Raw genomic sequence first — 15,153 nt, forward strand, 5'->3', positions numbered from 1 at the left:
AAGGGGAAGACTCAATGAATAAGGTACTTCGTCACGCTCTGACCGGGAGCGCGATCGCGACCGGCATGATGGTCGCCGCCTCGCCCGCCAGTGCGCAGTGCACGATCACCCCGCCCGCGACGCCGGTTGCCGGCACCGTGACTTGCGCGACTACCGCGACCACTCCGACGGTCTACACCGGCACCAGCCCCGACACCGACCGCATCTATAACGTGGACACCTCGACCACCGCCTTCACTGGCACCGTCTCGACCGGTGCGGCGATCACCGTCAACGGTCTCGAGTTCGTCAACACCGTGCCCGGCAACTTTGCGCTCAACGTCGTCAACAACGGTAGCGTCAGCTCGAGCACCGGTTTCTCGGCGCTCATGGTCCGCGCGTTCGGCGCCACTCCGGTGAACTACACCGGCGAAGGCAACGTCACGCAGACCAACGTCGCGAGCGGTCACGGTCTCGACTTCTTCATGCAGGGCACGGGCAATCTCGTTGCCACCGTCGGCGCCGCCGGCGGCGCGGCCACCACGATCTCGACCGTTGCGCCGAACAGCGCCGCGATCCAGGTCAATCGTCTGATCGGCACGGCCGGCGCGACGACCATCACGACGACCTCGGACACCACCCTGCAGGCGCCTTTCGCGGGCATCAACATCGATGCTTCGGGTGCGGGCACGCAGACGGTCAACAACGCCGCCACCATCGGCAGCCCGACCGGCGCGCTCAACACGCTGCAATATGGCATTCGCGTGGTCGAGAACGCCACTGGCACCGGCAACATCGCCGTCGCCAACACCGGCGCCATCGGCCTTGCGACCGACCGTGCGCAGGTCAACGGCATCCTCGCCTCGAACCTCAACGCGGGTGGCTCGGCCACCGTCGGCGTGACCGGCTCGGGCGCGATCTTCTCGGTCGGTGACGGCATTGCCGCCAACACCGCCGGCACCGGCACCGTGACGGTCAACTACACCGGCGCGATCAACACCACCACCGGCGACGGCATCGACGCCGATTCGACCACCGGCAACCAGTCGATCACCGTTGGCGGCAACATCACGTCGGGCGGCGACGGCATCAACCTGACGACCACGACCGGCACGAAGACCATCACGGTCGCCGCCGGGACGACGATCAACAGCACCGCCGCGGAGGACATCGAAGTCACCGGCGCGGGCGCCACGACGATCAACAACAACGGCACGATCGGCGCGACCACCAATGGCTTGGCGGTCTTTACGACGCTGTTCACGGACGGCGCAGTGACGGTCAACAACAATGCCGGCGGCGTGGTCAACGGCACGTTCAACCTGACCGACAACGCTGACGTCGTCACCAACCGCGGGACGATCAACCTCGGTGCGACGACGTTCCTGCAGGGTGGTAATGATACGGTCACCAATCTCGGCGGCGGTGTCATCAACTTCAACGGCGGCACGATCAACTTCGGGGCTGGCGCGACGGACACCTTCGCCAACACCGGCGGTACGCTGAACGTTCTGACCAACACCACCCTGAGCGGTCTCGAAGTGTTCACCCAGACGGGTCGGATCAACTTTTCGGCGGCGACCACGCTGACGGGTCCGGCGATTGCGTTCGTCAATGGTCCGGGAAGCTTCATCGACACTGCGGGAGCGGCGTCGATCGCGGGCTTCACCAGCCTGACCAACTCGGGCACGATCGATCTTGCGGCGGGGACCTTCACGGTTCCGGCGGGCGTTCTGACCAACACCGCGACCGGCATCATCATCGCCGATGAGGGTGCGACCACGATCACCGGCCAGACCAGCTTCGCCAACAACGGCACGATCGACCTTAGCGACGGTGCCATCGGCGACACGCTGACGGTCAACTCGAACTATGTCGGCGGTAACGGTTCGCGGCTTCAGGTCGACGTGTCGGGAACGACGGCCGACACGCTGGTGATCGTCGGCGCGCCGACCGGCCAGACGCTGATCGACGTCAACACCGTCGGCCTCGGCGTGTTCGATCCGGACGGCATCCTGGTGGTCGATGCGACCGGCGCCAGCAGCGGCGCGTTCGCGATCGGCGAGGAGATTGCCAACCCGCTGATCAACTTCGACGTCGCCCAGATCGGCAACGACTACTTCCTCGTCACCCTGCTCGATCCGGAGACGGCGTTCGTTCCGCTCGCCGCGACCGGCCTGGTGCGCGAGATGTGGTACCAGAGCGCCGACGAGGTGTTCGCCCACACGCTTGCTCCGACCGCCAAGCTCGGGCTGAGCGTCTGGGCCCAGGCCTATGGCAGCCAGCGCCGCACCGGCATGACCAACAACCAGGTCGTCAACGGTGTGCAGTATGACGCCGACAACAACATCGAGATCGACCGTTACGGTTTCCAGGGCGGAGTCGGCTACGGCTTCGGCGTGGCCGAGGTCGGGCTGACCGGCGGCTATGCCAACGCCCAGGCCAATGGCGACGGCGAGTTCAATGCCGACGGCTGGAACATCGGTCTTTACGGCCGTTACGGCGCGCTGACCGGCTTCCATGCCGAGGCGCTGTTCAAGCACGACAGCTACGACATGAGCTTCGATGGCCTGTTCGACGGCAATGACGGCGATGCCTCGAGCACCGGCGTCGACGGCTCGATCGGCTACCGCCTGCCGGTCGGAGTGGTGCCGTCGATCGACATCTACGCTGGCCTCAGCCACGTGTGGAGCGACATGGACGGGGTGTCGGCGTTCGGCTTCGACTACGACTTCGACGACATGACCTCGACCCGCGGCCGGCTCGGCGTGCGCGGCAACTTCGGCGGGCTGTACAACCCGTATCTGAGCGGTGCCGTCTACCATGAGTTCAGCGGCGACGGTGACGTCACCATCACTCAGGGCGCGTTCTCGGACAGCCTGTCGTCGACCGGCAAGGGCACCTGGGCCCGGCTCGAGGGCGGTCTTGCCGGCGGCAAGGGCACCTACGGCATGAATGTTGCCGGCTGGGTCGACCTCGGCGACACCCGCGGCGCCGGCATCCGCGCCGGAATCCGGTTCTAAACCCAAGCCGGACAAGCAACAGGGCCGTCGGCGCGCAAGCGCCGGCGGCCTTCTGCTAAGCGACGACGACCGCCCAACGGCCTTTGGATGGGACAAGGACAGGCGGCGCCGGGGCAATCCGGCGCCGCTTTTCCATGTCCGCCCGGCGCACCATGTAAAGAGCTCTTGACAGTCAAACACTCTTTACACATGATCGGCGCATGGAGAATCGGGTCAAGCATCATCGGGAAGCGGCGGGCTGGTCGCAGGGCGAGCTCGCCCGGCGGCTCGGCGTGTCGCGCCAGACGGTCAATGCCGTCGAGACCGACAAATACGACCCCAGCCTCCCGCTCGCGCTGCGCATGGCGACCTTGTTCGCCGTGCCGGTCGAGACCCTGTTCATCGATAATTGGGAGCAACCGCAATGACTGCCGACCACGCCACGACACGCCCGGACAAGACCCGCAAGCTCATCCTGCAGACCGTCATCGGCGCCATCGCCGGTGCATCGGCCACGCTGGCGGCGCTGTTCGCGCTCGACGGCCGGATCGACATCGACGATCCGTCGCGCATGCTGGCGCTGATCACCGGGCTGGTGCTCATGGTGATCGGCCTGTTCGTCGGCTTCGGGCTTGCCGCGCCGAAATTGGGGTCGCAGCTGCTCAACGTCGAGGACGCGGACGAACTTCACGAGCAGCGGCGGCCGTTATCCCTCGCCGCGCTGATCCTGCTGTTCGCCGGCGCGGGTCTGATGGCGCTCGCCATGGCGGCGACCGGCGACGAGCCGGGCGTGCTGTCCCCGCGGAGCGCACTAATTCTCGTCGCGATCGCCTTCGCCGGCACCGTGATTGTCGCCGTGATGAGCCGCAGATCGAACGACGAGCTGATGAGATCGCTCAGCGCCCAAGCGTGCGTGCTGACACTCTACGCGTTGCTGATCGTCGGCACGGTCTGGGCGACCCTTGCCCACCTCGGTTTCGTCGGCTGGATCACGCCGCTCGGCTTCCTCGCCGGACTGACCGCGCTCCAGCTCCTCGCCGGGTTCGTGGTCGTCGGGCGAAGCGGCCTGATGACCCCGCGCTAGGCGAGCTCGACCGCGACCGCGGTCGCTTCGCCGCCGCCGATGCACAGCGACGCGACTCCGCGCTTCAGGCCCTTGCCCTTGAGCGCATTGAGCAGGGTCACCAGGATCCGCGTTCCGCTGGCGCCGATCGGGTGGCCGAGCGCGGTCGCTCCGCCGTGGACGTTGATCCGCTCGCGCTCGATGCCGAGGTCCTTCATCGCGAACATGGCGACGCAGGCAAAGGCCTCGTTCACTTCCCACAAATCGACGTCGCCGACCGACCAGCCGGCCTTCTTGAGCACCTTCTCGATCGCTCCGATCGGGGCAATCGTGAACTGCGCCGGTTCCTGCGCGTGCGCCGCCGAGGCGACGATCGTCGCGACCGGGGTGAGCCCCTTGGCCTCGGCCTGGCTGCGCGTCGTCAGCACCACCGCCGCCGCGCCGTCCGAAATCGACGAGGAGGTCGCCGCGGTGATCGTCCCGTCCTTGGCGAAGGCCGGCTTGAGTTGCGGGATCTTGTCGGGGCGGCCGCGGCCCGGCGCCTCGTCGGTGTCGACCACCGTCTCACCCTTGCGGCCGGTGATCGTCACCGCGACGATCTCGTCCTTGAACCCGCCGCCGTCGATCGCCGCCTTGGCGCGGCTGAGGCTCTCGATGGCATATTCGTCCATCGCCTCGCGGGTCAGCTGATAGTCGTCGGCGGTGCACTGGGCGAAGCTGCCCATCGCCCGGCCCTCCTCATAGGCGTCCTCGAGCCCGTCGAGGAACATGTGGTCGTAGGCGGTGTCGTGGCCGATGCGTGCGCCGCCGCGGTGCTTCTTGAGCAGATAGGGCGCATTGGTCATGCTCTCCATGCCGCCGGCGACGATCAGCCCGGCGTTGCCGGCTTTCAGCGCTTCCTCGCCCATGATCACCGTCTGCATGCCCGATCCGCACACCTTGTTGACGGTCGTCGCCTGGACCGATTTGGGCAGACCGGCCTTGAGCGCCGCCTGGCGCGCCGGCGCCTGGCCGAGCCCGGCGGGCAGCACGCAGCCCATGTAGATGCGGTCGATCTCGCCCGCATCGACGCCGGCGCGCTCGACCGCCGCCCTGACCGCGGTCGCGCCGAGATCGGTCGCGCTGACGTCGGCCAGCGCGCCCTGCATCGCCCCCATCGGGGTGCGCGCGTAGCTCAGGATGACGACGGGATCGCTGGACATGATGTGGCTCCGGACTCGGTTGGATCTGCTGGCCGTGCCATAGAGCGCCGCCGCCGCTTGTTCAAACCGCACTCTATGATAGGCTGGGCGCCATGAACCGGTTGAGCCTTGGCCATTGGGCCCTCGCCGCGGCCAGCGCCGCCTTTCTCGCCGCAGCGGTCGCCGCCCAGCAGCCGGCCGCGCCCGCGACCCCGCCGCCCGCGGCCAAGAGCGAGTTCAAGAACCTCAAGATCCTGCCCGCCGGGATTCCCCGCCAGAACCTCATCGGCGTGATGCAGATGATGTCCTCGTCGCTGGGCGTCAAATGCACCTTCTGCCACGTCGGCACGTCGAAGGAGACGATGGACTTCGCCTCCGACGCCAAGCGCGAGAAGGAGACCGCGCGAATGATGCTGACCATGGTCCGCCGCATCAACGAGGAGGATTTCAAGGTCGCCAACTTCACCGACTCGAAGGTGACCTGCTACACCTGCCATCGCGGCGCGCCGCACCCGCTCAAAGCGCCGCCCAAGCCGGGCGACAAGCCCGCGGAACACAAGCACAGCTAGCTTGTCGCGCTTGAGCGCCCGATGCTAGGCGCGGCGGCAAGGAGAGCGTGATGAGCGAGATGCCGGGCCTGGAATTCGACCTCGGCGAGATGGCCGACACCATCCGCGACACCACCCAGCGCTTCGCCCGCAACCGAATCCAGCCGATCGCCGCCGAGATCGACGAAGCCGACCGCTTCCCGATTGAGCTCTGGCCGGAGATGGGCGCGCTCGGGCTGCACGGCATCACCGTCGAGGAGCAATGGGGCGGGCTCGGCCTCGGCTATCTCGAACATGTCGTGGCGCAGGAGGAGGTGGCCCGCGCCTCGGCCTCGGTGGGCTTGAGCTACGGCGCCCACTCGAACCTCTGCGTCAACCAGATCCGCCGCTGGGCCAATGACGAGCAGAAGGCGAAATATCTCCCCGGCCTGATCGACGGCAGCCAGGTCGGCGCGCTGGCGATGAGCGAGGCGGGCGCGGGCAGCGACGTCGTTTCGATGAAGCTCAAGGCCGAGAAATCCGGCAACGGCTACCGCCTCAACGGCACCAAATTTTGGATCACCAACGGCGCCTTCGCCGACGTGCTGGTGGTCTATGCCAAGACCGCGCCCGACTCCGGCAGCAAGGGCATCACCACCTTCCTGATCGAAAAGGGGATGGATGGCTTCTCGATCGGCCAGAAGATCGACAAGTGCGGCATGCGCGGCTCGCCGACCAGCGAGCTGGTGTTCGACGATTGCTTCGTCCCGGCTGAGAACATCATGGGCCCGGAGAACGGCGGGGTCGGCGTGCTGATGAGCGGCCTCGATTACGAGCGAACCGTACTCGCTGGAATCCAGCTCGGCATCATGCAGGCGTGCCTGGACGTGGTCATCCCGTTCGTCCGCGAGCGCAAGCAGTTCGGCAAACCGATCGGCAGCTTCCAGCTGATCCAGGCCAAGGTCGCCGACATGTATGTCGCGCTCAATTCGGCGCGCGCCTACGTCTATCAGGTCGCGCGCGCCTGCGACGCCGGCAAGACGACTCGGTTCGACGCCGCCGGCGCGATCCTGCTGGCATCCGAAAGCGCGTTCAAGGTCGCCGGCGAGGCGGTCCAGGCCTTGGGCGGCGCCGGCTATACGAAAGACTGGCCGGTCGAACGCTACATGCGCGACGCCAAGCTGCTCGACATCGGCGCCGGCACCAACGAAATCCGCCGCATGCTCATTGGACGGGAGTTGATCGGGGCGTGAGTGCGACCGAGCACGGGGCGAACGACAGCGCCGAGGCGAAGCGGTCAAAACGCTCCGTTCGGAAGCGGGCGGATTCGATCAAGGCTTTCCGCTGCAAGAATCTGATCGCCGTCCTGGAGTGCCCCAGCGACATGTTCAACATCGGCACGGTGATCCGAAACGTCAACGCGCTCGGTGTCGAAAAGGTTTATGTTGTCGACCCGGGCCACAATCTACCGGACGATTGGCAGGCCCTACGGGAACGATCGAAGATTGCGAAACTGTCGGTGTCCGCGGTCAAATGGACGTTTGTGAAGCGCTTCGACAGCACTGATGACTGCTTTGATCATTTGGAAGCGGAGAACTTCAAGTCGATTGTCACGTCCCCCCACGTGAAGGGGAAGACGAACGTCATGCTGCATGACGGAGATTTCACAAAGCACGCCAAGCTCGCCGTATGGTTCGGCAGCGAGGCACGCGGGATCAGCGACCGCGCCGTCGAACGCAGCGAGATGTGCGTCAGCATTCCGATGTTCGGCTTTGTGGACAGTCTCAATCTTGGGACCAGTACCGGAATTGTGCTCTACGAGGTCGCCAAGCAGCGCCGCGAATATCAAAGCAAGTATCGATTGCGGGACAAGCGCGGCAAGCGTGAGATCCCTCTGCCGACAGTGATACCGAGTGACGAACGCGCCGGATGAGTCTGCGGCGATAGCGCTCGAACGAGCAGTGGCATGACGGCGAACCATTCGCCGCGAGGCGCGACCTGGCGCACCGTCCTCCTTTACGGAGCCGGTCTCGCCATTGCCGCGGTCGCGCTCGAGCAGCTCAAGTTCCGCCATGCGGCGAGCGATGTTTCGACCGAAATCTATGTCGCAATGCTCGCCGTCGGCTTCACCGCGCTTGGCCTGTGGGTCGGCCACCGGCTGACCGCGCGCAAGCCGTCGGCGAGCTTCGTGCACAACCAGGCCGCCGCGGCTGCGCTCGGCCTCACCGCGCGCGAATGCTAATTGCTCGAATTGCTCGCCACCGGCCAGTCGAACAAGGAGCTGGCGCGCGCACTCGGCGTATCCCCGAACACCATCAAGACCCATCTCGCCAGCCTGTTCGCCAAGCTCGAGGTCGACCGCCGCGTCCGCGCGATCGAGAAGGCGCGGTTCCTGTCGCTGATCGAGTAGGACAGGCGGGTGAGGGGGCCGAACTCACCCGTTCGGGCGATGGTTTCGCGGAGCGTCGGCGGCGATGCTGCGCGGCGCTGAAAGGGGACACGTCATGACCGCAACCACCCGCTATTCCTTGATCTACGGCCTCATCGCCGGCCTCGTGCTCATCGCTTTCATCACCGTTATCGGCCTGCTCCACGACAAGGTCGATTTCGTCGCCACCATGACTTTCGGCTTCGCCGTCATGCTGGTCGCGCTGAGCTTCGTGTTCGTCGGCGTGAAGCGCTATCGCGACATTGAGCAGGGCGGGGTGATCCGCTTCGGCAAGGCGTTCGCTCTCGGCCTCGCCATCGCGCTCATTGCCGCCCTGATCTACGTTCTCGCGTGGGAAGCCTATCTCGCCATCACCGACTATCGCTTCATGGAAGACTATGCCGCGCGCTCGCTGGCCGACGCGCGCGAAGCCGGCAAGAGCGCGACCGATCTGGCGGCGATGCGCGCCGAGTTCGACAAGCTGATCGTGCAGTATGACAATCCCGCCTACCGCATGCCGATGACCTTCGTCGAAATCGCGCCGGTCGGCCTTATCGTCGCGCTGGTCTCGGCGGCGCTGCTGCGCAATCCGCGCCTGCTTCCGGCGCGCTAGTCCGGCTGGCCGTTCGGTTGCCGTTCATGTAGGCGCGGCTGAAAATCGCGGCCGCGCCTGCATGGAGGAATGACCGGTGACCGAACGAGCCCCCGCCGCCGGCGACGACGCCGCCGCTCCGGTCCCCGACATCGATCCCGCCGCGCGGCGCCAGCGCGGCTTCCTCGGTTTCGTCGAACGGGTTGGCAATCTGCTGCCCGAACCGACGATGATCTTCGTCATCCTGATCGTCGCGCTGATGCTGCTGTCGGCGCTCGGCCAATGGCTCGGCTGGTCGGCGTCGCTGGCGTTCAGCGGCGAGGAAGCGCCCGACTGGGCGACGCTCGAGAACGGGACGCTGACATACAGCGCGACCAGCCTGTTCTCCGAAGAGAATATCCACCGCCTGCTGACCGAAATGCCGCGCACGATGAGCGGATTTGCGCCGCTGGGCCTCATCCTCGTCATCATGCTCGGCGCCGCGGTGGCGGAGAAGTCGGGCATGTTTTCGGCGCTGATCCGCGCCTCGCTCGGCAATGCCCCGCGCGCGCTGCTGACCCCGATCGTCGCGATCATCGGCATGGTCTCGCACCACGCCTCCGACGCCGCCTACGTCGTGTTCATCCCGCTCGCCGCGATCGTCTTCGCCGCCGCCGGCCGCCACCCTGTTGCCGGTCTCGCCGCGGCGTTCGCGGCGGTGTCGGGCGGCTATGCCGGCAACATTACCCCGGGCCAGATCGACGTCCTGCTGTTCGGCTTCACCCAAGAGGCGGCGCGCATCGTCGAGCCCGGCTGGACGATGAATCCGATCGGCAATTGGTGGTTCATCCTGTCGATCGTGATCGTCTTCACCCCCGCCATATGGTTCCTCACCGACAAGGTGGTCGAGCCGCGTCTCGGCAAGTGGGGCGGGGAGGCGGACGCCGGAATCAAGGACGAGCTCGCCCGCTCGGGAGTGACGCCCGACGAGCGCCGCGGCCTGAGGCGCGCGGGCCTCGCCGCGCTGGCGATCGTCGCGCTCTATGCCGCCTTCACGCTGACCCCCGGCTACACCCCCTTGCTCGACGAGGAGGCGAGCGGAACGGCGCGGATCCAGCCGCTTTACGCCGCGCTGATCGCCGGCTTCTTCCTGCTGTTCGTCGCGACCGGCATCGCGTTCGGCTCGGCGACCGGCTCGGTGAAGGGCTATCAGGACGTCACGCGCATGATGCAGGAGGGCATCCGCACCCTCGCGCCCTACATCGTGTTCGTGTTCTTCGCGGCGCATTTTGTCGCCATGTTCAACTGGTCGCGGATCGGGCCGATCATCGCCATCAACGGCGCCGAGGCGCTCAAGACGATGGCGCTCCCCGCACCCTTCCTGCTGGTCAGCGTGCTGTTGCTGTCGTCCTTCCTCGATCTGTTCATCGGTTCGGCCAGCGCCAAGTGGAGCGCGCTCGCGCCGGTCGTCGTGCCGATGTTCATGCTGCTCGGAATCAGCCCGGAAATGACCACCGCCGCCTACCGCATGGGCGACAGCTACACCAACATCATGACCCCGCTGATGAGCTATTTCCCGCTGATTCTCGGCTTCGCCCGGCGCTGGGACAAGAGCTTCGGGGTCGGCTCGCTGCTCGCCTTGATGCTGCCCTATGCGCTCAGCTTCATGGCGCTCGGCATCTCGATGGTCGTCGCCTGGGTGTTCCTCGACCTTCCGCTCGGCCCCGGCGCGACGGTGTTCTACCAGGGCGCCGCCGCGATCGAGTGATTCACCCGCGTCAATGTGCTAGGTGAGTTTCCGAAGGGGGCTTCACCATGCGCTATTTCACCGTTCTGGCGGCCGCTGCCGCGTTGTCCGCGTGCGATCGATCCGAACCGGCCGAGCCCAGCTCGCCGACCGTCGCGGCGACTCCGGCCGCGGTCAGCTGGGACGGCGCCGACTATGCCGACGAGGCCGCGAAACTCGCGCACGGCAAGCGCCTTGCCCGCCTGCTCGATTGCACCGGCTGCCACGGCGAGAATTTGCAGGGCAAGAACGTCACCGCCGACGAGCCCGAATATGGCGATATGAACGCGCCCAATCTGACCCTCAAGCTGGCCGACTACAGCGATCCCGACTTGGCGAAATTCCTGCGCAGCGGAACGCCGAAAGATGGCCGCGAACTGTGGTTCATGCCGGTCGAATCCTACCAGTTCCTGAGCGAGCGCGACCTCGCCGCGCTGACCGCCTTCCTGCGCAGCTTCACGCCGGCGGGAACCCAGCTTCCGCCGATCCGCAAGGGCGCCGGCTTCCTCAAGGAAATCAAGGACGGCGGCATCGGCCACGCCGCGCAGCAGGTCGCGCGCCTCAAGGCCAATCCGCCGCCCGACCTCGGCCCGAAGCACGGACGCGGCCGCCAGCTGGCGCGCATGGCCTGCACCGGCTGCCACAACGGCCAGCTCGAGGGCTATCAGGGCTTCACTCCCAACCTCGACGTCGCTGGCGCCTACACCCCCGCCGAGCTCACCCAATTGCTCACCACCGGCAAGGGCAAGTCGAAGGCCAATCTCGGGCTGATGACGTCGATCGCCCGCTTCTCCTTCTCGCAGCTCACCCCGGCCGAGCGCGAGGCGATCGTCGGCTACGTCCTCGCCCGCGCCAACCGCGAGCAAGCGCCGCAGTAGTTTTCAAGCGCGCGGCGAGCGGCTAGGCCAGCGGCGATGAGCGCGCCGCGGCTGGACAGCAGGATCGACCTTTCGAGCGACGCCGCCCGGGCGCGCGCCGCCCACAATCGCGCGCTCGCCGAGAAGCTGCGCGCCGACGTGGCCACCGCCGCGCTCGGCGGCACCGAGAAAAGCCGCGAGCGGCACACCGCGCGCGGCAAGCTGCTCCCGCGCGACCGCGTCGAGCGGCTGCTCGATCCCGGCTCCCCGTTCCTCGAGATCGGCCAGCTCGCCGCCAACGATCTCTACGACGGCGAAGTCCCCGGCGCCGGCCTCATCGCCGGCATCGGCCGGGTTTCGGGCCGCCAGGCGATGATCGTCTGCAACGACGCCACGGTGAAGGGCGGCACCTACTTCCCGATGACGGTCAAGAAGCACCTGCGAGCGCAGGAGATCGCTCTCGAGAACCGGCTTCCCTGCATCTACCTCGTCGACAGCGGCGGCGCCAATCTGCCGCACCAGGCCGAGGTGTTCCCCGACCGCGATCACTTCGGCCGGATCTTCTACAACCAGGCGCAGATGTCGTCGAAGGGCATCGCCCAGATCGCCTGCGTGATGGGCAGCTGCACCGCCGGCGGCGCCTACGTCCCGGCGATGAGCGACGAGAGCGTCATCGTCCGCAACCAGGGCACCATCTTCCTCGCCGGCCCGCCGCTGGTGAAGGCCGCCACCGGCGAGGAGATCAGCGCCGAGGATCTCGGCGGCGGCGACCTCCACGCGCGCAAGTCCGGCGTCGTCGACCATCTCGCCGAGAACGACGAGCACGCGCTGACCATTGTCCGCGACATCGTCAGCCATCTCGGCGCGGATGCGGGCGCGGGAATCGGCCTGCGCGAACCCCGCGCCCCGCATTTCGACCCCGAAGAACTCTATGCGATCATTCCCGAGGACGTGCGCGCGCCCTATGACGTGCACGAGATCATCGCCCGCCTCGTCGACGCATCCGAATTCCACGAGTTCAAGCCGCTCTACGGCAGCTCGCTGGTCACCGGCTTCGCGCACATCTGGGGCATGCCGGTCGCGATCCTCGCCAACAACGGCGTCCTGTTCAGCGAGAGCGCGGTCAAGGGCGCGCACTTTATCGAGCTCGCCTGCCAGCGCCGCATTCCCCTGCTGTTCCTGCAGAACATCTCGGGCTTCATGGTCGGCGGGAAGTACGAGGCCGAAGGCATCGCCAAGCACGGCGCCAAGCTCGTCACCGCGGTCGCCACCGCCAGCGTGCCCAAGGTCACCGTGCTGATCGGCGGCAGTTTCGGCGCCGGCAATTACGGCATGGCCGGCCGCGCCTATTCGCCCCGCTTCCTGTTCACCTGGCCCAACAGCCGGATCAGCGTGATGGGCGGCGAGCAGGCCGCCAGCGTGCTAGCCACCGTCCACCGCGACGCCGACAAGTGGAGCGCCGAGGAAGCGGAAAAATTCAAGCAACCAATCCGCGACGATTACGAGGCCCAGGGCAACCCGTGGCACGCCACCGCGCGGCTGTGGGACGACGGCATCATCGACCCCGCCCAGACCCGCGACGTCCTCGGCCTCGCCTTCGCCGCCTGCCTCAACGCCCCCATCCCCGAACGCCCCCAGTTCGGCGTATTCCGGATGTGATGCAGATGAAATTCGCGGCCTTTGTAGCGTTGTTATGGATCGGCGTTCCGGTGTCGATCGGACTCCTTGCCGCTCATTTCTGGAATCTAAGTTTCTGGATTGGCTTCGGCGTCGCGCTTTTCGCATTGATTGTGAACGCGCTGATCATCGAATGGGAAGATCGGCAACCAGGGGGTTGGGGTAACCCATGATCACCTCCCTCCTCATCGCCAACCGCGGCGAGATTGCCTGTCGGATCATGCGCACCGCGCGGCGGGTGGGGGTGCGCACGGTCGCGGTCTATTCGGATGCCGACGCGCGGGCGCTGCACGTGCGCATGGCCGACGAGGCGATCCACATCGGCCCGTCGCCGGCGGTCGAGAGCTATTTGCGCGGCGAGAAGATCATCGCCGCCGCGCGGGAGTCGGGCGCCGAAGCGATCCATCCCGGCTACGGCTTCCTCAGCGAGAACGCCGACTTCGCCCAGGCCGTGCTCGACGCCGGCCTGGTCTGGGTCGGGCCCAAGCCGGACTCCATCCGCGCCATGGGCCTCAAGGACGCCGCCAAGACGCTGATGGCCAACGCCGGCGTCCCGGTCACCCCCGGCTATCTCGGCGACGACCAGTCGCCCGAGCGGCTGGCGTGCGAGGCCGACGCGATCGGCTATCCGGTGCTGATCAAGGCGGTCGCCGGCGGCGGCGGCAAGGGCATGCGCAAGGTCGATCGCGCCGAGGATTTCGAAGACAGTCTCGAAAGCTGCCAGCGCGAGGCCGCCTCGTCGTTCGGCAACCCTATCGTGCTGCTCGAAAAATGGATCGAAAGCCCGCGCCATATCGAGGTGCAGGTGTTCGGCGACGCGCACGGCAATGTCGTCCATTTGTTCGAACGCGACTGTTCCTTGCAGCGCCGCCACCAGAAGGTGATCGAGGAAGCCCCCGCGCCGGGCATGGACGAGGCGACCCGCGACGCGGTGTGCGGCGCCGCCGTCCGCGCCGCGCAGGCGGTGAACTATGAAGGGGCGGGGACGGTCGAGTTTATCGCCGACGCCAGTGACGGCCTCAAGCCCGACCGGATCTGGTTCATGGAAATGAACACCCGCCTCCAGGTCGAGCATCCCGTGACCGAGGAAATCACCGGCCAGGACCTTGTCGAATGGCAGTTGCGCGTGGCGAGCGGCGAGAAGCTTCCCAGGCGCCAGGACGAACTCACGATCACCGGCCACGCGATCGAAGCGCGCCTCTACGCCGAGGACCCCGCCAAGGGCTTCCTGCCGAGTGTCGGGCGGCTGGAACATTTCGACCTCGGCGATGAAGGCCGCATCGAAACCGGGGTCGAGGAAGGCGACGACATCTCGCCTTATTACGACCCGATGATCGCCAAGCTGATCGCTGCCGCGGACACACGCGACGAGGCCATCGCCGCGCTCGCCGACATCCTCGACGAGATCGAAGTGTGGCCGGTGCGGACCAATGCCGGCTTCCTTTTCAACTGCCTGCTCGACGAAGATTTTGGAGCGGCCCGCCTCGATACCGGCTTTATCGGACGGCAGCTCGACGAGCTCATTCCCGATCCCGAGCCCGACGACATGATCTGGCGCGCCGCAGCCGCAGTCGCGACCGCGGCCGACGAAGAGTCGGAAGCTCTGCCGGCCGGTTTCCGCCTCAACGCGCCGTCGCGTAGCGGGGCGTCGATTGGCCGGGCAGGGGGCTTCCGCGCCGTCGCCCTCGACGACGACCTGCCGCTCGCAGTCGCTTCGGGCTTTCGCGACGACGAGCGCGTGGTCGTTTTCTACGAGGGGCAGGCCTACGAATTCCAGCGCGCCGCGCGCGGTTCCGTCGGCACTGCCGCCGGCGACGGCGCAATCCTCGCTCCCATGCCCGGCAAGGTCACCTCGGTCGAAGTCGCGCCGGGCGACTCCGTCACCAAGGGCCAGCGCCTGCTGACACTCGAGGCGATGAAGATGGAGCATGGCCTCACCGCGCCGTTCGACGGCACCGTCGCCGAACTCTCCGCCACCGCCGGGGCACAGGTTGCGGTCGATTCATTGCTCGCCCGGATCGTACCGGCCAAAGCCCAATCGGAGCCGAACGCGCCCGAGCCGCGTTGATCCGCTACTTATTC

15 protein-coding genes are annotated in these 15,153 nt (G+C 66.8%); 14 read left to right on the forward strand and 1 reads right to left on the reverse strand.

What is annotated here, in order from left to right; genetic code table 11:
- The first annotated feature begins 14 nt into the window (after positions 1 to 14).
- The 3 genes from D0Z60_RS02690 (at position 15) to D0Z60_RS02700 (ending at position 4,065) form a co-directional block, all read left to right on the forward strand.
- Positions 15 to 3,002 (forward strand): autotransporter outer membrane beta-barrel domain-containing protein, encoded by a 2,988-nt coding sequence (locus D0Z60_RS02690; RefSeq protein WP_118856805.1) that lies wholly within the window; start codon positions 15 to 17, stop codon positions 3,000 to 3,002.
- A 200-nt stretch (positions 3,003 to 3,202) separates the two neighbouring features.
- Entirely contained in the window at positions 3,203 to 3,409 is a 207-nt protein-coding gene (locus tag D0Z60_RS02695) for a helix-turn-helix transcriptional regulator (RefSeq protein WP_118856807.1), read from the forward strand.
- Entirely contained in the window at positions 3,406 to 4,065 is a 660-nt protein-coding gene (locus D0Z60_RS02700; protein ID WP_118856808.1) for a hypothetical protein, read from the forward strand. Before D0Z60_RS02695 ends, D0Z60_RS02700 begins: the two co-directional genes overlap by 4 nt.
- On the opposite strand, the gene D0Z60_RS02705 is transcribed toward D0Z60_RS02700, so the two are convergent.
- Positions 4,062 to 5,246, reverse strand: a complete 1,185-nt coding sequence (locus tag D0Z60_RS02705; RefSeq protein WP_118856810.1) for a thiolase family protein — start codon at positions 5,244 to 5,246, stop codon at positions 4,062 to 4,064. The genes D0Z60_RS02700 and D0Z60_RS02705 overlap by 4 nt on opposite strands.
- A 92-nt stretch (positions 5,247 to 5,338) precedes the next feature.
- On the opposite strand from D0Z60_RS02705, the gene D0Z60_RS02710 reads away from it, so the two are divergent.
- The 11 genes from D0Z60_RS02710 (at position 5,339) to D0Z60_RS02755 (ending at position 15,139) form a co-directional block, all read left to right on the forward strand.
- On the forward strand, positions 5,339 to 5,794 hold the full coding sequence (locus D0Z60_RS02710; RefSeq protein WP_118856812.1) for a c-type cytochrome: 456 nt from the start codon (positions 5,339 to 5,341) through the stop codon (positions 5,792 to 5,794).
- 59 nt (positions 5,795 to 5,853) lie between these two features.
- The gene (locus D0Z60_RS02715; RefSeq protein WP_118858402.1) at positions 5,854 to 7,005 is read left to right on the forward strand and encodes an acyl-CoA dehydrogenase family protein; all 1,152 of its coding nucleotides are present in this window, start codon (positions 5,854 to 5,856) and stop codon (positions 7,003 to 7,005) included.
- Positions 7,002 to 7,685 (forward strand): TrmH family RNA methyltransferase, encoded by a 684-nt coding sequence (locus D0Z60_RS02720; protein ID WP_118856814.1) that lies wholly within the window; start codon positions 7,002 to 7,004, stop codon positions 7,683 to 7,685. The genes D0Z60_RS02715 and D0Z60_RS02720 overlap by 4 nt, the downstream gene beginning before the upstream one ends.
- A 33-nt stretch (positions 7,686 to 7,718) precedes the next feature.
- Positions 7,719 to 7,994, forward strand: a complete 276-nt coding sequence (locus D0Z60_RS11815) for a hypothetical protein (RefSeq protein ID WP_205421026.1) — start codon at positions 7,719 to 7,721, stop codon at positions 7,992 to 7,994.
- Positions 7,995 to 8,162 (forward strand): response regulator transcription factor, encoded by a 168-nt coding sequence (locus D0Z60_RS11820; protein WP_205421027.1) that lies wholly within the window; start codon positions 7,995 to 7,997, stop codon positions 8,160 to 8,162. It abuts the gene before it with no gap.
- A gap of 94 nt (positions 8,163 to 8,256) precedes the next feature.
- Complete coding sequence (locus D0Z60_RS02730; RefSeq protein WP_118856816.1) at positions 8,257 to 8,793, forward strand: DUF4199 domain-containing protein; 537 nt, start codon at positions 8,257 to 8,259, stop codon at positions 8,791 to 8,793.
- Positions 8,794 to 8,869: 76 nt separating this feature from the next.
- Positions 8,870 to 10,519 carry an AbgT family transporter gene (locus tag D0Z60_RS02735; RefSeq protein ID WP_118856818.1) on the forward strand — a complete coding sequence of 550 codons (1,650 nt, stop codon included), beginning with the start codon at positions 8,870 to 8,872 and terminating at the stop codon, positions 10,517 to 10,519.
- A gap of 47 nt (positions 10,520 to 10,566) precedes the next feature.
- Positions 10,567 to 11,415: a cytochrome c gene (locus D0Z60_RS02740; protein ID WP_118856820.1), complete on the forward strand. Its 849-nt coding sequence runs from the start codon at positions 10,567 to 10,569 to the stop codon at positions 11,413 to 11,415.
- A gap of 36 nt (positions 11,416 to 11,451) precedes the next feature.
- Entirely contained in the window at positions 11,452 to 13,053 is a 1,602-nt protein-coding gene (locus D0Z60_RS02745) for a carboxyl transferase domain-containing protein (protein ID WP_118856822.1), read from the forward strand.
- Positions 13,053 to 13,244 (forward strand): hypothetical protein, encoded by a 192-nt coding sequence (locus D0Z60_RS02750; protein ID WP_118856824.1) that lies wholly within the window; start codon positions 13,053 to 13,055, stop codon positions 13,242 to 13,244. The genes D0Z60_RS02745 and D0Z60_RS02750 overlap by 1 nt, the downstream gene beginning before the upstream one ends.
- Entirely contained in the window at positions 13,241 to 15,139 is a 1,899-nt protein-coding gene (locus D0Z60_RS02755) for an acetyl/propionyl/methylcrotonyl-CoA carboxylase subunit alpha (protein ID WP_118856826.1), read from the forward strand. The genes D0Z60_RS02750 and D0Z60_RS02755 overlap by 4 nt, the downstream gene beginning before the upstream one ends.
- Positions 15,140 to 15,153: the final 14 nt, after the last annotated feature.

Origin of the sequence: Sphingomonas mesophila, from assembly GCF_003499275.1 — a bacterium.
Classification (GTDB): domain Bacteria; phylum Pseudomonadota; class Alphaproteobacteria; order Sphingomonadales; family Sphingomonadaceae; genus Sphingomicrobium; species Sphingomicrobium mesophilum.

Coding starts and splice junctions, on each gene's coding strand:
- D0Z60_RS11815 (WP_205421026.1), top strand. CDS start 7,719: ATGACGGCGAACCATTCGCCGCGAGGCGCGACCTGGCGCACCGTCCTC.
- D0Z60_RS02690 (WP_118856805.1), top strand. CDS start 15: ATGAATAAGGTACTTCGTCACGCTCTGACCGGGAGCGCGATCGCGACC.
- D0Z60_RS02715 (WP_118858402.1), top strand. CDS start 5,854: ATGCCGGGCCTGGAATTCGACCTCGGCGAGATGGCCGACACCATCCGC.
- D0Z60_RS02705 (WP_118856810.1), bottom strand. CDS start 5,246: ATGTCCAGCGATCCCGTCGTCATCCTGAGCTACGCGCGCACCCCGATG.
- D0Z60_RS02745 (WP_118856822.1), top strand. CDS start 11,452: ATGAGCGCGCCGCGGCTGGACAGCAGGATCGACCTTTCGAGCGACGCC.
- D0Z60_RS02750 (WP_118856824.1), top strand. CDS start 13,053: ATGCAGATGAAATTCGCGGCCTTTGTAGCGTTGTTATGGATCGGCGTT.
- D0Z60_RS02730 (WP_118856816.1), top strand. CDS start 8,257: ATGACCGCAACCACCCGCTATTCCTTGATCTACGGCCTCATCGCCGGC.
- D0Z60_RS02755 (WP_118856826.1), top strand. CDS start 13,241: ATGATCACCTCCCTCCTCATCGCCAACCGCGGCGAGATTGCCTGTCGG.
- D0Z60_RS02695 (WP_118856807.1), top strand. CDS start 3,203: ATGGAGAATCGGGTCAAGCATCATCGGGAAGCGGCGGGCTGGTCGCAG.
- D0Z60_RS02740 (WP_118856820.1), top strand. CDS start 10,567: ATGCGCTATTTCACCGTTCTGGCGGCCGCTGCCGCGTTGTCCGCGTGC.
- D0Z60_RS02710 (WP_118856812.1), top strand. CDS start 5,339: ATGAACCGGTTGAGCCTTGGCCATTGGGCCCTCGCCGCGGCCAGCGCC.
- D0Z60_RS02700 (WP_118856808.1), top strand. CDS start 3,406: ATGACTGCCGACCACGCCACGACACGCCCGGACAAGACCCGCAAGCTC.